General features: G+C 72.2%; 15 protein-coding genes. 4 read left to right on the top strand and 11 right to left on the bottom strand.

Going from position 1 to position 15087, the window contains the following annotated elements; genetic code table 11:
- Positions 1 to 75 precede the first annotated feature (75 nt).
- A complete protein-coding gene (locus ABZX11_RS32495; protein ID WP_176178246.1) occupies positions 76 to 918 on the top strand; it encodes an SGNH/GDSL hydrolase family protein in 843 nt (280 codons plus the stop codon).
- Here ABZX11_RS32495 and ABZX11_RS32490 read toward each other — a convergent pair.
- The 5 genes from ABZX11_RS32490 to ABZX11_RS32470 are packed head-to-tail and all read right to left on the bottom strand — an operon-like array spanning position 908 to position 6761.
- Complete coding sequence (locus ABZX11_RS32490; RefSeq protein WP_354920172.1) at positions 908 to 1426, bottom strand: pyridoxamine 5'-phosphate oxidase family protein; 519 nt, start codon at positions 1424 to 1426, stop codon at positions 908 to 910. The two genes, ABZX11_RS32495 and ABZX11_RS32490, sit on opposite strands and share 11 nt — an antisense overlap.
- 2 nt (positions 1427 to 1428) lie before the next feature.
- Entirely contained in the window at positions 1429 to 2412 is a 984-nt protein-coding gene (locus ABZX11_RS32485; RefSeq protein WP_354920169.1) for an LLM class F420-dependent oxidoreductase, read from the bottom strand.
- Positions 2409 to 3596, bottom strand: coding sequence for an acetyl-CoA acetyltransferase (locus tag ABZX11_RS32480; protein ID WP_354920166.1), 1188 nt, complete (start codon positions 3594 to 3596; stop codon positions 2409 to 2411). Before ABZX11_RS32480 ends, ABZX11_RS32485 begins: the two co-directional genes overlap by 4 nt.
- 4 nt (positions 3597 to 3600) lie before the next feature.
- Entirely contained in the window at positions 3601 to 5292 is a 1692-nt protein-coding gene (locus tag ABZX11_RS32475) for a class I adenylate-forming enzyme family protein (RefSeq protein ID WP_354920163.1), read from the bottom strand.
- Positions 5289 to 6761: a carotenoid oxygenase family protein gene (locus tag ABZX11_RS32470; protein WP_354920160.1), complete on the bottom strand. Its 1473-nt coding sequence runs from the start codon at positions 6759 to 6761 to the stop codon at positions 5289 to 5291. The genes ABZX11_RS32475 and ABZX11_RS32470 overlap by 4 nt, the downstream gene beginning before the upstream one ends.
- A gap of 139 nt (positions 6762 to 6900) precedes the next feature.
- On the opposite strand from ABZX11_RS32470, the gene ABZX11_RS32465 reads away from it, so the two are divergent.
- Both ABZX11_RS32465 and ABZX11_RS32460 read left to right on the top strand, forming a co-directional pair.
- Complete coding sequence (locus ABZX11_RS32465; protein ID WP_354920157.1) at positions 6901 to 7857, top strand: winged helix-turn-helix transcriptional regulator; 957 nt, start codon at positions 6901 to 6903, stop codon at positions 7855 to 7857.
- Positions 7858 to 7950: 93 nt separating this feature from the next.
- The gene (locus tag ABZX11_RS32460) at positions 7951 to 8136 is read left to right on the top strand and encodes a DUF5302 domain-containing protein (RefSeq protein ID WP_176175655.1); all 186 of its coding nucleotides are present in this window, start codon (positions 7951 to 7953) and stop codon (positions 8134 to 8136) included.
- 53 nt (positions 8137 to 8189) lie between these two features.
- Here the strand turns inward: ABZX11_RS32460 and ABZX11_RS32455 are convergent, their stop codons facing one another.
- Complete coding sequence (locus ABZX11_RS32455) at positions 8190 to 9116, bottom strand: MBL fold metallo-hydrolase (protein WP_354920153.1); 927 nt, start codon at positions 9114 to 9116, stop codon at positions 8190 to 8192.
- Between the two features lie 84 nt (positions 9117 to 9200).
- On the opposite strand from ABZX11_RS32455, the gene ABZX11_RS32450 reads away from it, so the two are divergent.
- Positions 9201 to 10145: a LysR substrate-binding domain-containing protein gene (locus tag ABZX11_RS32450; RefSeq protein WP_354920150.1), complete on the top strand. Its 945-nt coding sequence runs from the start codon at positions 9201 to 9203 to the stop codon at positions 10143 to 10145.
- A 40-nt stretch (positions 10146 to 10185) separates the two neighbouring features.
- Here ABZX11_RS32450 and ABZX11_RS32445 read toward each other — a convergent pair whose 3' ends face one another.
- The 5 genes from ABZX11_RS32445 to ABZX11_RS32425 form a co-directional block, all read right to left on the bottom strand.
- On the bottom strand, positions 10186 to 10986 hold the full coding sequence (locus ABZX11_RS32445; RefSeq protein WP_354920147.1) for a serine hydrolase: 801 nt from the start codon (positions 10984 to 10986) through the stop codon (positions 10186 to 10188).
- Positions 10983 to 12056: a Glu/Leu/Phe/Val dehydrogenase dimerization domain-containing protein gene (locus ABZX11_RS32440; RefSeq protein ID WP_354920144.1), complete on the bottom strand. Its 1074-nt coding sequence runs from the start codon at positions 12054 to 12056 to the stop codon at positions 10983 to 10985. The genes ABZX11_RS32445 and ABZX11_RS32440 overlap by 4 nt, the downstream gene beginning before the upstream one ends.
- A 193-nt stretch (positions 12057 to 12249) precedes the next feature.
- Positions 12250 to 13443, bottom strand: coding sequence for a kynureninase (locus ABZX11_RS32435; protein WP_354920141.1), 1194 nt, complete (start codon positions 13441 to 13443; stop codon positions 12250 to 12252).
- Positions 13440 to 14234 (bottom strand): tryptophan 2,3-dioxygenase family protein, encoded by a 795-nt coding sequence (locus tag ABZX11_RS32430; protein ID WP_354920138.1) that lies wholly within the window; start codon positions 14232 to 14234, stop codon positions 13440 to 13442. Before ABZX11_RS32430 ends, ABZX11_RS32435 begins: the two co-directional genes overlap by 4 nt.
- Complete coding sequence (locus ABZX11_RS32425; RefSeq protein WP_176175648.1) at positions 14231 to 15046, bottom strand: PaaX family transcriptional regulator C-terminal domain-containing protein; 816 nt, start codon at positions 15044 to 15046, stop codon at positions 14231 to 14233. Before ABZX11_RS32425 ends, ABZX11_RS32430 begins: the two co-directional genes overlap by 4 nt.
- Positions 15047 to 15087: the final 41 nt, after the last annotated feature.

Raw genomic sequence — 15087 nt, 5'->3', positions numbered from 1 at the left:
TTCCCAGTCAATCCGGTGACGCCCCGTGCCGATGGTGTCACGGAGACCAACAGTGTCAAGGAGGACACCGTGCGAGTGAGAACAACGGCGTTCATCGCGATCCTGGTCACCGCGCTGGGCGCGACAGCGGGCACGGCGGCCGCGGACACCGCCGGGGAGTACGTGGCGCTGGGCGATTCCGCGGCGGCCGGGCCGCTCATCCTGCCGTGGGACCTCTCCTCCCCCGGCTGCATCCGGTCCCTGCTCGACTACCCGCACGTCGCCGCGAAACAGCTCGGCGTGCCGCTGAAGGACGTCACGTGCTCCGGTGCGACGACGGCGGACATGACGGCCCCGCAGCAGACGTCGGCCGGCGCGGTGCCGCCGCAGCTGGACGCGCTGGGCGAGCAGACCCGCACGGTGTCCGTGACGATCGGCGGCAACGACGTCGGCCTGGTCGGTGCCGCGACGAGTTGCATCAACCTGCTCCCCGGTGTCGTCCCCGACTGCGTCGACCGGTACACGGCGGGCGGCCACGACCAGCTGGCCGAGAAGATCGCCGCGTTCGAGCCGGTGTGGGGCGCGCTGCTGGACGCGATCCACGCGAAGGCGCCGAACGCCGACGTCTACGTGGCCGGTTACGGCACCTACCTGCCGCACAACGGCTGCTGGCCGGTCGCGCCGCTGACCCGCCGCGACGCGAACTACATCCAGGGCAGCATCGACAAGACCAACGCCGCCCTCGCCCGCCAGGCCGCCGCGCACGACGCGCACTACGTCGACGTCCGGACGGCCTCGATCGGGCACGACGTCTGCAAGCTGCCCGGCGTGAAGTGGTTCGAGAGCCTGATCCCGACGTCGGTGGCGGCCCCGCTGCACCCGAACGCCGACGGCATGGTGGCCATCGGCGGCCTGGTCGCCGCGGCGGTCAGCGGGTGAAGTCCCAGCGGGTGGCGCCGTGCGGCTCGGCGGTGGCGACGCCGATGGCCCGGTCCTGGGTGAACCGGTACAGGTGCCAGGGCGCCGGTCCGGCGCTCGCCGCCATGAACGGCGCGGTGAAGCCCTCGTCCTGCACGGTCGCGGGCCAGCCGCCCTCGCGGTAGACGGCCGCCACCCGCTCCAGCGTCGAGGGGTCGGCGACCCGGCGGGCCTCGCCTTCCAGCGTGAGGTCGAGGCCGCGCAGCCGCACCGAGACGGTGCACGCCGGGTTCGCCGCCAGGTTGCGGGCCCGGCGGGTGCCCGGCCCGCTGACGAAGTACAGGGCGTCGTCGACCCAGATGGCCCCGACCCCGGCGGCGTGCGGACGGCCGTCGGGGCGGACGGTCCCCACGAAGAAGGTCAGGTCCTCCTTGGGGGTCTGGGTGGCGAGGAGGTCGCGCGCCCTGCTCCACGGCAGCGCCGCGAGGCCGGACCGGTCGAGGTTCTTCGTTGCGCTGGCTTCAGTCATGCCTACGCGTCGAACGAGCCGGCGGCGGATCGACACGCCACGAGAGTTTTCTCGCCGCCCGGATCCTCGTCGCCGCTCGCGGGCACGATCACCAGCTCGTCGACCCCGGCCGCCGCGTACTCGCCGATCTTCGCCGCGATCTCGGCGGGCGAACCCACCAGCCCGACCGCGGCGACGGCCTCCGGCGGCACCGCCGCCAGCAGCGAACGCGGATGCGGCCGGGTCCGCGCGAAGTCGACCAGCTCGCCGAAGCCCGCCGCGCGGAACATGTCCGCGTAGCCCGGTGCGGCCAGGTAGCCGACCACGCCCCGACGGAGCTGCTCCAGCTCGGCTGGCCCCGGGTCGGCGGCGGCCACCACCCACGCGGCCACCGGCGGTGGCGTGGTCCCCGCGCCCGAAGCGGCTTCCCGCAGCCCGCGCACCAGCGTCGCCGCGGCGGCCGGGCTGACCAGGTTGACCACCATGCGGTCGGCGAACCGCGCCGCGACGGCGAGCGCGCGCGGCCCGAACGCCGCGATCGTCAACGGCGACTTCGGCGCGGGCAGCCGCAGCCGGTAGCCCCGCGAGCCCACCACCTGACCGTCCACACCGGACTTCTCACCCGCCAGCAGCTGCCGGACCGCCTGGGCGGACTCCGCCAGCGCCGTGGCCGCGCGCGAGCGCGACCGGCCGTGCCAGCCGCACACGACGACTTCGCTGGACGTCCCGAGCGCGACACCCGTCGCGCGGCCGGTCAGCGCCGCCACCGAGGCGACGCCCATGGCGATCGTGGCCGGGTCCCGTACCGTCACCGCCAACGGCCCGAACGTCAGGGAGATCCGCGAGGTGGCCGCGCCGATCGCCGTGCCGAGCGCGAAGGCGTCCCACGTCGCCATCTCGCCGATCCACAGCTCCGGGTAGCCCGTGGCCTCGGCCGCGCGGGCCGCTTCCAGGGCCTCCTCCGGCGGCCGGTCCTGCCAGAGCCCCAGCGACACCGAGAGCTTCACGCGGTGACCACCATCGTGACCACCGTGGTGAACGACCCGCCGACGTTGAGCGTCAGCGCCGTCCGCGCGCCCTCGACCTGCGTCTCGCCCGCCGTGCCGGAGACCTGCCTCGCCGCGTCGCGCAGCATCCGGACGCCGGTCGCGCCGACCGGGTGGCCGAGGCCGATCAGGCCGCCGCCCGGGTTGATCCCGGCCGCGTCGAGGCCGCCATCGGCGACGAACCGGCCGCCGTCGCCGGGCGGGGCCGCGCCGAGGTGTTCCAGCGCGACCAGGCCGGTGATGGTGAAGCAGTCGTGCAGTTCGACGACGTCGAGCGCGTCAGACCCGGGCACGCCCGCGCGCCGGTAGGCGTCGGTGACGGCGCCGCGCAGGTGCGGGAACAGGTACTCGCCGTCGGCGGCGATCTTCTCGGCCAGCCCGATGTGGGACGTCCGGTGCCCGAAGCCCGCGATGCGCGGGAACCCGCCGCCGAGCCGTTCGGCGAACGCGGGCGAGGCCAGCAGGACCGCGGCGGCGCCGTCGGTGATGCGGCCGCAGTCCTGCTTGCGCAGGCGGCCTTCGATGACGGGGTTGAGCTCGTCGTCGAGGCCGAACGAGCCGGCCGGGAACCGCCAGTCGCGGGCCTGGGCCAGCGGGTTCAGCGCCGCGCGGGCGAAGGCGTGCGCCGCGAACTGCCCGAGGTGGTCGGGGTCGAGGCCGTAGCGCGCGTCGTACGCGGAAGCGACGTCCGCGAACAGCGCGGGCCACGGGAACTTCGCGGCGACGGCTTCGTGCCCGGCCCACGCGGCGGATCCGAGGTGCTCGGCCGCGCGCTGCCCGTCGACGTTGCGCATCAGCTCGACCCCGACGACCAGCGCCAGGTCGTAGCGGCCGGCTTCGAGGTCCGCGCAGGCGGCGAGGACGGCGGTGCTGCCGGACGCGCACGCGGCTTCGTGCCGGGCCGACGGCACGCCGTCCAGCTCCGGGACGGCCGCCACCAGCAGCCCGCCGAGCTGGGCCTGGCCGGTGAACAGTTCCGCCGCGAGGTTCCCGACGTGCGCGACTTCGACGTCTTCGGCGCTCACGCGAGCGTCCGCGAGGGCCGCGGGCACGACCTCGGCGAACAGCTCGAGGAGCCCGCGCCCTTCCTTGGTGAAGTTGCGCGCGAAGTCGGTCTGCGCCCCGCCCAGCACGAACACCGTCATGGCCTCACCCCAAGCTCTGCCGCAGCTGCCGCTTCAGGATCTTCCCCACCGGGTTGCGGGGCAAGGCGTCGGCGTACTCGAGCCGCTCCGGCAGCTTGAACGCGGCCACCTTCCGCTCGCGCAGGTACGCGACCAGCTCGTCGAGGGTCGGCTTGCGCGCGCCCGGCACGACGACCGCGCACACCCGCTCCCCCATGACGTCGTCGGGCACGCCGACCACGCCGACGTCGGCGACGTCCGGGTGCCCGGCCAGCAGGCCCTCGACCTCGGCGGGCGAGATGTTCATGCCGCCGCGGATCACCAGGTCCTTCGTCCGGTCGACGAACTTCAGGAACTCCCCGCGCTCGCCGGCGACCTCGAAGACGTCGCCGGTGCGGAAGTGGCCGTTCTCGTCGAACGGCGACGTGTCGAGCGGTTCGCCCACCGAGGTCAGGTAGCCGGCGAACACCGTCGGCCCGGCGATGTGCAGTTCGCCGCGGCGCCCGGGCTCGGTCACGTGCTCGCCGGTGACCGGGTCGTGCAGCCGCACCGACGTCCAGCCGGCGACGGGCGTCGACCAGGTGACGTCGGCGGCGTAGTGGGGGAAGTAGCTCGCGCGCTGGTCCGGGTCCGGGATGTCGGCCGGGCCGGACAGCAGTGCGGTGCCTTCGTTGGAGCCGAAGAAGTTGATGATGTCGATGCCGTACCGCTCCGCCCAGGTGCGCACGAGCCACGGCGACAGCGGGGCCGAGCCGGACCCGATCTTCCGCAGCGCCGAAATGTCCACTCCGGACAGGATCTTCTCGTTGTGCAGCAGCATGGTCAGCAATGCCGGTGGCGCGAGCGTGTAGGTCACGCGTTCGGCCGCGAGCTGCCCGAGGAACACCGGCAGGTCGAACGGGTGGTGCGGGACGAACACGGCGCCGGTCAGCAGCCAGGGCAGGAACATCCCGCCGATGCCTGCCATGTTCGTCATCGGGAACGGCGAGAGCAGGACGTCGTCCCGGGTGATCCCGGCGGCCTGGACGCAGCCGGCGGCCGTCGCCAGCCAGTCCCCGTGGCAGCGCGGTACGGCCTTCGGCTCGGCTTCGGTGCCGGACGTCCAGCAGATGGTGACGCAGTCGTTCACGTCGGCTTCGGGCAGTTGCGCGTCCAAAGTAGACTTGTCCGCTTCGGACAGGGCCGCTTCGGGCCAGGCCAGGGCGCCGGCCGGTTCGTCGTCCCCCGAGGCGACGACGAACCGGACCGACGGCGCCGCAGCGCCGATGAGCCCAAGGGCCGCCCCGGCGAGCTCGTGCTCGCCGTATCTGGAAGCGGTCACCACCCCGACGGCCCCGGTGCGCCGGCACATCGGACCGAGTTCGTGCTCCCGGTAGGACACCGGGAACGGGGTGACGATCGCGCCGATCCGCACGATCGCGAGAAAGGCCTGGACCAGGGCCGAGCAGTTCGGCAGCTGCACGGCCACGACGTCCCCTGCTCGCACCCCTCTGGCGAGCAGGAACGCGGCCAGGACGTCGACGCGTTCGTCGAGCCGGTTCCAGGTCCACCGCACCGGGTCGCGTCCGACCAGTGCGGTGGTGTTCGGTGGATCGACCAGCGCGAGACCCTCCGGGGCGGCACTGACCCGCTCCTTGACGAGCTGGTCGATCGTCTCCGCACTCCACCATCCCCACGCCCGGAAGTCCCGGGCGCGACCCTCTCGATGGCATCTCATGAACGGAGGTTTTCCAGCTGGTCCGCCCGGACCCAGGTCGCGTGAAAACCGAGCGGGACACGCTGGGGGAGCAGGACCCTGGCCACGGGTCCGGCAGCGAGATCGGCGGCGTCGAAGATGTCCAGTTCCGAGCGTCCCTCACGCTCGTCCTGCACGAACGTCACCAGGTACCCGTCCGCCGAGTCGACGGGTGCTCCTTCGCGGGGTGCGAACGGAGCCTCGCTGCCCCACCGGCCGGGACCGAACCGGTATTCGGTCTTCGTGCCGGCAAGATTGTCGCGGCGCACCAGCCCGTCGAACTTCAGCGTCGACTCGGGCGAGATGTGCACGGTGTAGGAGTACCGGTTCCGCCGCCCGACGCCGCGGGCGTCGACGGTCGGAAACTCGGTGTTGTCGTCGTCGAGCGGCGCCTCGTGGCACGCGCCGGTCCGCAGGTCGAAGCGGTAGCGGTGCAGCTGGGCGTCGAGCCGCAGGTAGGACAGCATCTTCGCGAGCGGCGTGTGCGCGTCGGCGCGCGGCTGCGGGCGCTGCACGCGGCAGACGTCGAGGATGACTTCGTCGCCCTCTTCCCACGCGTTCACGACGTGGTAGATGTAGCACGGGCTCGCTTCGAACCACCGGACCTGGCTACCGTCTCCGTAGCGTGGCAGGACGCCGAAGCGGCTCGGCAGCGAGCGGTCGAAGTGCAGCTTGTGGCGGCCTTGCCGCACCGCCGCCAGGTCCTGGACCAGCGGCAGGTCCATCAGCACCGCGTAGTGCTCGGTGATGGCCATGTCGTGCGGCAGGCGCGGGCCGGGCAGCTCGACGTCGGTGGTCTTGACGACCCGGCCGTCCGCACTGATCACGCCGTAGCGCAGGTACGGCGGCCGGGGGCCGTAGTCGAACCAGAACAGCTCGCCGGTGGTCTCGTCGACCTTCGGGTGGGCCATCATGTCGCCGGCCAGCGTGCCGAGGAAGTCGTCGGCGCCGAGGGTCTCCAGCGAGAGCGGGTCGACCGCGTACGGCGAGCCGCACAGGTACCAGGTGGCGAGGACGCGGCCGCGGTGGAAGATGACGTCGGTGTTGGCGTTGTCCTTCAGGCCGAGGCCGTGCGAGTTGCCGAAGGGGTTGCCCTTCGGGTGCTCCATGACGCCGGTCCAGAGCGCCTTGCCGGCGGCGGACTCGGCCTCGAACGCCTTCGTGCGGACCCAGCGGTTGCGGTAGCGGGCCTTGCCGTTCTCCAGGTGGACCGCGTGGATCATGCCGTCGCCGTCGAACCAGTGGTAGCGGCCCTCCGGGGCGAACCGCGGGTTCGGGCCGTTGCGCAGGTAGACGCCGTTGAGGTCCTTCGGGATCTCGCCGATGACCTGCAGGTCTTCGGCGTCGATCTCTTCTCCGACCGGGGCGTAGACGCCGAGCAGGTAGGGGTTGGCCTCGTCCGCGTCCGCCGCACGGGCCACCATCAGCGGCTGTTCGGAAGTGCTGGTCATCGGGCTGCTCCCTGGCTGTGGGACCTCAATGCGGCGGGCTGATGAGGACGAGACTATGATTTGTGTACCCAGCTGTCAATAGGCTTCTTTTGGTGTAGTCAGGTGCTACCCTCAGGGGCGAGTAACAAGGGGGAAAGACGTGGTCGAGGCGACTGCACAGCGCATCCGGCCGGCGGGCGACCCGCTCCGCCGGGCGCTCGAGCTGGTCGGCGACCAGTGGACGCTGCTCATCCTGCAGAGCCTGTTCCTGCGGTTCCGGCGGTACGAAGAGCTGCGGCTCCGCCTGGGCATTTCGCCGACGGCGCTGTCCGGGCGGCTGCGGGACATGGTGGAGGCGGGCATGCTGACCCGGGTGCCGTACCGGGACGCCCGCCGCACCCGGCACGAGTACCGGCTCACCGAACGCGGCCTCGAGCTGTGGCCGCTGCTGATCTCCATCTGGGCGTGGGAGCGCGAGTGGGTCGAAGGCCGCCGCGAGGTGCTGCCGACGCTGATCCACCTCGACTGCGAGCTGGCTACATCAGCGCCCCTCGGCTGCGCCGCCTGCGGCCGCCGAGTCGACGCGCGTGACGTGCGGGCTTCGCGCCTGGACAGCACGGGGGTGGCGGCGGCGACGGCGTCCAAGCGCTTCCGCCGCAAGGACGCGGAGTCACTGGCCGGCGACCCGATGATGTTCTTCCCGGACACGATGGAGCTGCTCGGCGACCGGTGGTCGACCGGCCTGCTGGTCTCGGCGCTGCTCGGCTGCCGGCACTTCTCGGAGTTCGAGCGCGAGCTGGGCATCGGGCCGAGCGTGCTGTCGGCCCGGCTGAGCAAGCTGGTCGAGGTGGGCGTGCTGCGGACGGGAACGGCGGCCACCCGCACGGACGCGCGCGACTACCGCCTGACGGCGAAGGGCCTGGCGTTCTTCCCGGCGCTGGCGTTCATCGCGGAGTGGTCCCGCGGGTTCGAGGTGACGGGCCAGGACCCGGACATCACGCTCCACCACGTGGAGTGCGGCAACCGGCTGCAGCCGATCCTGCTGTGCGACCACTGCGGCCGCCCCCTGACGCGCAAGTCGGTGCAGTTCGGCGGGGTGCCGTCGCCCAAACGCTGAAGGGGTGACGGAAATCGGCTCGCCAAGCGCTGGGAGTGGTGCCAGGCTGGAGCGGTCACACGTCGTCGTTTTTCGTCGTTTTCCGGAGGTAGCATGAGTGAACCGAACCCGTCGCCCAGCGGCGAGGAGGACGACGTCAAGCGCAAGTTCCGCGAGGCACTGGAGCGCAAGCAGGCCCACGCCCGCAGCGGCGCATCCCACGAGAACGGCGGCGGCAAGAACCAGCACGCCCACGGGCCCGCGGCGAACAAGCGCCAGTTCCGCCGCAAGAGCGGCTGAGACGCAGCCGGTGAAGGCCACCTCGAGGTCGCTCGAGGTGGCCTTCACCGTTTTCAGGGCGTGAACTCGCCGAGGTGGTCCAGCACCACGAACTCACTCCCCGGGCTCGCCGCCGCGACGGCCTTCCGCAGGACCTCCAACCCGCCGTTCGGGTCGTGAGCCCGGCCCAACGGCAGGTCGAAGTCGTCCCAATGCGTCGCCGCCACGCACCGCGGGTTCCCGAGGACCCGCAGGAGCCTCGGCACGTAGTCCGTCACCTTCGCCCCGCCCGGCGGGAGCAGCACCACGTCCGGCCGCAAGCCCGCCAGCTCGGACTCGATGTAGTTCGCGCCCCCGAAGTCCAGCACGCTCGCGCCGCCACCCGACACGGCGTACGCCAGCGTTCCGCCCTCCAGCAGGTCCGAAATCACCCTCGGCCGGTCCCGGCGTGACAGTGACCGCGTGCCCGGGAACGCGACCCTGGCCCGGGGGCCCGTTGCCGAATGCAGGGACCGCAGCACCCGGATCGCGTAGCCGTCGAACGTCAGGTCCTCGCCGCCCGTGGCGATCGACAGCTGGTCCTCCGGGGCGCCCAGCGCCGCCATGAGACTCAAATGGGTCTCAGTGCCGATCACCGTGGCTCCGGTGCGTTCGGCCAGGTAGGGCACGTCCGTCAGGTGGTCGTAGTGGCCGTGCGTCACCAGGATGTGGTCCGCGTGGAGGTAACCGCGGTCGAGGTAGCCGTCGATCAGGGCCTTGTTCACGGACAACGGAGTGCGGGGGTCCGCGCCCGCTGAGGTGTACGTCCCGGTCTTGAACCGGGTCAGCCACGGGTCGATGAGGATCGTCTTGGCGCCGATGCGGATCTCCCAGCCGTTGTTCCCCCACCAGCGCAACGTCATCCCGGAAGCCGCCTTCGCCAAGCCCGGTGCGCCCGCGAGGATCGCCGCGGCCGCCGCGCCGGCGCCGAACAGCCCGCGCCTGCTGATTCCTGTCTCCATGGCCGACACCCGACCACGGAGCACCGGGCGTTGTCCAAGATCGCCCGGACACCGAGACCATATGCGAACGGCTATCGTTGCTGCGTGGACCAGCTTCGTTCGCTGCGGTACTTCCTCGTCGTCGCCGAAGAACTCCACTTCGGACGGGCCGCCGAACGGCTCGGCATCGCGCAGCCGCCGTTGAGCCAGCGGATCAAACGGCTCGAAGCCGAGCTGGGCGCGATGCTGTTCGAGCGCGGTCGCCGCGTCACGCTCACCGAAGCCGGCGAAGTGCTGCGGGCCGAAGCGCGCGATCTGCTCGCCCGGTGGGACCGGATGACGGCGCTCGTCGGCCGGGCCGGCCGCGGCGAGCTGGACGGCTTGCGCGCGGGTGTGCCACCGGACCTGCCGGGCCGCCTGCTGGCCGCGATACTGACGAAGTTCGCCGACGAGTGCCCGGCCGTGCGGCTGGACCTGCAGGAGCTCACCACCGCCGAGCAGGCCCGGCTGCTGGCGGACCGGTCACTGGACGCGGGACTCCTGCAGCTGCCGGTGGACGTGGTCGGGCTCGAGCTCGGCCCGGTCGTCGACACCCCGCTCGGCGTGGTGCTCCCCCGCGACTCGCCGCTGGCCCGCCGCGCCGGGCTCGCCCTCGCCGATCTGGCCGGAGAAGGCCTGGTGCACGCGCCGCGCGCGGCCGCGCCGGGGAGTTACGACGCCCTGCTGCGCACCTGCTGGGACCACGGCTTCCGCCCGGCCGCGATCCGGCACGCCCGCAACCCCGAGTTCGTGCTCGGCCTGGTCCTGGCCGGTCACGGCGTGGCGTTCGAGCCCGCGGCCCGCAAGGAACCCCGGGTGGTGTGGCGGCCGATCGAGGGCGAGGTGTTGCGGACCCGGATGGCCTTCGCCTGGCCGGCGACCAGCCCGCACCCCCAGGCGGCAACGCTCGCCCGCATCGCGGCCACGGTCCTCGGGGACGACGGCATCTCGCGCCTGGTCCCGCCGCCGCAGGAGCCGCGGCCGTGGGACGTGTTCTACGAACGCAGCTGATCGACCGCCCCGCACGGCAGGCCCGGCCGCCGCACCCCGCCTACGCGCGCAGCTGATCCACCGCCGCCCGCGCTGCCGCACCGATCGCCTGGTCGATGTCCGGCCGCCGCAACGTCTCCGATCCGCCCACCGTGAACACCGCCACCGCGTACTCGGCCCCGTCCGGATACCTCACCACCCCGATTTCGTTGCGGATCCCCGGCATCGTGCCCGTCTTCCCCGCCACCGCCACCTCCGGCGGGAAACCCGCCGCCAACCGGTGCCAGCTCACCTGCGCCGACATCCACTCGCGCACCGGCGCACCCATGTCGTCGGCCCAAAGCGACGACAGCAACGCCGTCATCTCACGGGCCGTCGTCGACGACGTCCGCAACGGATCCAGCGCGCGCAACGGCCTCCCGGCCTCGGTGTCCTCGATGATCGTGCGCAGGATGTCCCGCGGTGCTCCCACCACCGAAGTCCGCGTCAGCCCCAGCTCGGCCAGCAACGACCGGACGTTCTCCACTCCCACGCGGTCGAACAGCAGGTCCGCGGCCGTGTTGTCCGACACCGTCAGCGCCAGCAGCGCCGCGTCGCGCAGGCTGTAGGACGCGTCGTCCGCGAAGCCCGCCGAACCCGTGCCGCCCAGGCGGTCCGCCGCCGACGCGTGGACCCGGTCCGCAGGGTCCAGCAACCCCGCCGCGACCTGGCGGGCGAATTCGTACGCCAGCGGCACCTTCACCACCGACGCCGGCACCACCGGCGCGTCCGCGTCCAGGCCCAGCTCGTCCGAAGAACCGAGACGGCGGGCGTGCAGGAAACCCCGCACGCCCGCCGCTTCGAAGATGCCCGGAAGGCTCACACCGTCAGGATGGACCGCAGCCGGCCGACTTCCGCCATCCGGCGCTCGGCCAGGCGGTCGGCCGCCGTCGCCGGGGGGACGCCGTCGGTTTCGGCCAGGGCGAACACCGCCTTCGTCGTGTCGAAGATGGCCGTCGTCTTGCGCTTGGCGCGCTCGAAGTCGAACCCGTGGCGCTCGTCGTCGACCTGGATGACGCCACCGGCGTTGACCAGGTAGTCCGGGGCGTACAGGACGCCGCGGTCGGCCAGCTGCTTGTCGATGCCCGCGTGCGCGAGCTGGTTGTTCGCCGCGCCGCAGACGATGCGGGCGCCCAGCACCGGCACCGTTTCGTCGTTCAGGACGCCGCCCAGCGCACACGGCGCGAAGACGTCGAGCTCGGTCCGCAGCAGGGTGTCCACATCGGACGCCACGGAAACGGTCGGGTAGATCTCCAGCGTGCGCGCGATGGCCGGCGCGTAGACGTCGGTGATCGTCACCTGTGCCCCCGCCTCCACGAGGTGCCCGACGAGGATGTGGCCGACCTTGCCGACCCCCGCGACGCCGACGCGCTTGCCCGCCAGGTCCGGGCTGCCCCAGACGTGCTCGGCCGAGGCCCGCATGCCCTGGAACACGCCGAACGCGGTGAGCACCGACGAGTCGCCCGCCCCGCCGTCCTCGGGCGAGCGGCCGGTGACGTAGCGGCACTCGCGGGCCACCACGTCCATGTCCTGCACGTACGTGCCCACGTCGCACGCCGTGATGTAGCGGCCACCCAGGGACTGCACGAAGCGCCCGTACGCGCGCAGCAGCGCTTCGGACTTGAGCGTCCTCGGATCGCCGATGATGACGGCCTTGCCGCCGCCGAGGTCCAGCCCGGCCAGCGCGTTCTTGTACGCCATGCCCTTCGACAACGCGAGCACGTCGTCGAGCGCGGCGGATTCGGTGGCGTACGGGTGGAAGCGCGTCCCGCCCAGTGCGGGGCCGAGCGCGGTGGAGTAGATGCCGATGATGGCCTTGAGGCCACTGGCCTGGTCGTGGCAGTACACGACCTGTTCGTGCCCGGTGCCCCGGGCGAACACTCCTTCGGTCACGGTGGTGACTCCTTTGTCATCCGCGCCCCGGTTTCGTGGCCGGAACGCGCTTCGGGGTGGCCGGGAACCGGCGCCGGGCGGAGGTCGTCCGCCGCTGTGCCGGGTCCCGGCACCAACCTAGATCCCCTTCGTCCGCCGGACCAGTGGAGGTCCCGCGATACGGACCGGTAATCCGGAAGTAGGGGCCCCTGGATCAGCCCCGGACGACCGTGCCGAGCGTGCCCATCGCCGTCTCCAGCTGGGTGTCGGAGAGGTACGGCGCCGGGCCGAAGCGCAGGTGGGGACCCCGGCTGTCGGTGCGGACGCCGTGCGCGGCCAGCGCCGCCTGAAGCCCGGCGGCGTCGGCGCAGCGCAGCGAGAGGAACCCGCCGAGCATCCCGAGCGGCGTCTCGCGGTCGCGGGTGACGACGTCCTGGGGCAACCCGAGCTTGTCGAACACCGACGCCAGCAGGCCCACCTGGTGCTGGGACACCTCGCGCAGGAACTCCGGGGTCAGGCCCTGCTCGGCGAAGAACCGCTGGACCCGGACGCCGCGGTAGTGGCTGGCCGGGTCGTAGGTGGCACCGGCGAACCGGTCGCCGCCGATGGCGTAGGCCACCTGGCCGGGGTGGCGCTCGTCGGCCAGGGCGCCGAACTCGGCGTACCAGCCGGTGATCACCGGCCGCAGCTCCTGGGCGTGCGCGGGCAGCCGCAGGAAGCAGTTGCCCTCGCCCAGCTGCAGGTACTTGTAGCCGCCGCCGAGCACCCAGGCGTTGGTGAGCCCCAGGTCGTGCAGCGCGAACGGCACGACGCCGAGCGCGTGGTAGGCGTCGACGACGAGCTCGATCGAGCGGCCGCGGCAGACGTCGGCCAGGTGCGCGAGGCCCGGTACCAGCCGAGACGTCTCGAACAGCACCGCGGACACCAGCACGGCGGCGGTGTTGCCGTCGACCTCGCCGGCGACGCGCTCGGCCAGGGTCGTCACCGGCTCGAGCGGGACGCGCACGACCTCCACGCCCTCCTCTTCGAGGCGGGCGAGCTGGCGGCGCAGGGTGTGGAACTCGCCGTCGGTGGTGACCAGGCGCGGCCTTCGCGGCAGCTCCATCGCCGAGAGGAAGCGCAGCACGAGGTCGTGCGTGCTCGCGCCGAGCGCGTACTCGCCGTGCGGGTCGCCGAGCAGCAGGCGGAAGCCCGCGCGCAGCTCGTCCGCCTTGGCGAAGGCGCGCTCCCACTTGCCGTCGACGTCGCGGGCGGCGTCCGCGAAGGACTCGAGGAGCCCCTCCTCGGCGACGTTCGGCCAGGCCTGGTGCGAGTGCCCGGAGAGCAGGAGGCGGTCGGCCACCGCGAACCGGGTGTAGTGCGCGGCGAGGCTGTTGGCGTCCGCGCGCAGATCGTCCAAAGTGGTCACAGTCGGCTCCGTACGGCCCAGAGATCCGGGAACATCGGCTGGAAAAGCGTGGTACGCAGGTAGGTCGCGCCGGATGATCCTCCTGTCCCGGTCTTGTCGCCGATGGTGCGTTCGACCATCTTCACGTGCCGGTAGCGCCACTCCTGCATCCCTTCGTCGAGATCGACCAGACACTCCGCGACGACCGAGGGTCCCCCGTCGTCGCTGTACACGTCCAGCAATATCGCCTGCAGGGCCGGGGACGGCTCCACCGGTCGAGTGACGTCTCGGTCACACTCGACCGCGTAGCCAGAAACCTTGAGATACGCGAGAAAAGAGTCGAACACCGACGGTCGCGCCATCGCTTCGGCAATGCGTTTCCGCTGCTCGCCACCCTCGGGGTAGTGCGCGAACACGCGCTCGTCACGGCGTCCGAGCACCGCCTCCAGCTCGCGGAACTGGGCCGACTGGAAGCCGCTCGAAGCGTCCAAACGGGCGCGGAAACTGGTGAACTGGCTGGGCGTCATCGTTTCCAGCACGTCGATCTGCGCGACCGCGACCTTGAGGATGGTCAGGATCCGGCGCAGCGTCCGGATCGAGTGCGCGGTGTTGCCCTTCTCCAGGTTCGCCCGGAGGAAGGCGGCTTCGTGCAGGATCTGCTTGAACCACAGCTCGTACACCTGGTGGATGACGATGAACAGCAGCTCGTCGTGCTCGTCGGAGCGCAGGCGCTGCGCGTTCAGCACCTCGTCCAGCCCGAGGTACGAGGTGTAGCTGAGGGCTTCCTTGGTCGCTGGGCTGGGTTCGGTCATCCCTGGGTCACCTCGTCGAAATGGCGCTGAGCGGGTCGTGCGAGCGCGGTGTACAGATCGTGGAACAGCTCGACCGCCGCCGCCCGGCGGTCCGGTGCGGGCACCAGCTCGGCGGGCAGTTCCGGGTCGAGCGACGGGAACATCCGGAAGGTGTGCACCAGCCGGGTGCGCACCTCGAACGCCTCGGCGTCCGGCGGCTCGCGGCCGGCGTACCCGCCGAACTGGCCGACGAACGCGGCGTACCGCGCGGCCAGGTCGTCGAGGTCCCAGGCCCGGCCGGCGAACCGGCGGACGTCCAGCGCGGCCGACGGCCTGCCGAGCAGCAGCCCGGCGTGCTCGGTGACGTCGAGCTCGCCGAGCAGGGCGACGACCTCGGCCTCGCGGTCGTGCGGGGCGATCCAGGTGCCGTCGGAGTAGGGCCCGAACCCGAGGAACCGCAGCCGCCGGACCAGGCGTTCCCTGGCCTGGCGGCGGCTCTCCGGGATGCTCTGCCACAGCACGGTCCACTCGCCGGCGGCCCGCTCGCGGCGGCCGAGGGAGAAGATCCGCTGGTCGCCGTCGGCGAGCAGGGCGACCGTGCGCTTGGTCAGCGAGTAGTGCACGGTCCGGCCTTCGCGGTGGCGCTGCAGCAGGCCGCGGCGCACCAGGCGGGTGAGCGCGATCCGGGCGGCGCCGTCGGAGAAGCCCAGCTCGGCCAGCACCGCGACCAGGCCGCCCGACCACACCCGGCGGGTCTCGCGCGGGTGCACGTAGCTGCCCAGCAACGTCACGACCAGCTCCTGAGGGCTGGTTTCGAAGGCGTCTCCGGGCATGGGCGCAACTCTATACACCCCAGGCCGCTGCGGTGTAGCTT

Origin of the sequence: Amycolatopsis sp. NPDC004169, from assembly GCF_040610315.1 — a bacterium.
Classification (GTDB): Bacteria; Actinomycetota; Actinomycetes; order Mycobacteriales; family Pseudonocardiaceae; genus Amycolatopsis.
Note: the sequence above shows the minus strand (reverse complement) of the source record. Positions and strands in the feature narration are given on the sequence as shown.

Excerpts from the sequence above, each read along its gene's own strand:
- ABZX11_RS32490 (WP_354920172.1), bottom strand. The coding sequence starts at position 1,426 with ATGACTGAAGCCAGCGCAACGAAGAACCTCGACCGGTCCGGCCTCGCG.
- ABZX11_RS32480 (WP_354920166.1), bottom strand. The coding sequence starts at position 3,596 with ATGACGGTGTTCGTGCTGGGCGGGGCGCAGACCGACTTCGCGCGCAAC.
- ABZX11_RS32475 (WP_354920163.1), bottom strand. The coding sequence starts at position 5,292 with ATGAGATGCCATCGAGAGGGTCGCGCCCGGGACTTCCGGGCGTGGGGA.
- ABZX11_RS32470 (WP_354920160.1), bottom strand. The coding sequence starts at position 6,761 with ATGACCAGCACTTCCGAACAGCCGCTGATGGTGGCCCGTGCGGCGGAC.
- ABZX11_RS32460 (WP_176175655.1), top strand. The coding sequence starts at position 7,951 with ATGAGTGAACCGAACCCGTCGCCCAGCGGCGAGGAGGACGACGTCAAG.
- ABZX11_RS32455 (WP_354920153.1), bottom strand. The coding sequence starts at position 9,116 with ATGGAGACAGGAATCAGCAGGCGCGGGCTGTTCGGCGCCGGCGCGGCG.
- ABZX11_RS32430 (WP_354920138.1), bottom strand. The coding sequence starts at position 14,234 with ATGACCGAACCCAGCCCAGCGACCAAGGAAGCCCTCAGCTACACCTCG.
- ABZX11_RS32425 (WP_176175648.1), bottom strand. The coding sequence starts at position 15,046 with ATGCCCGGAGACGCCTTCGAAACCAGCCCTCAGGAGCTGGTCGTGACG.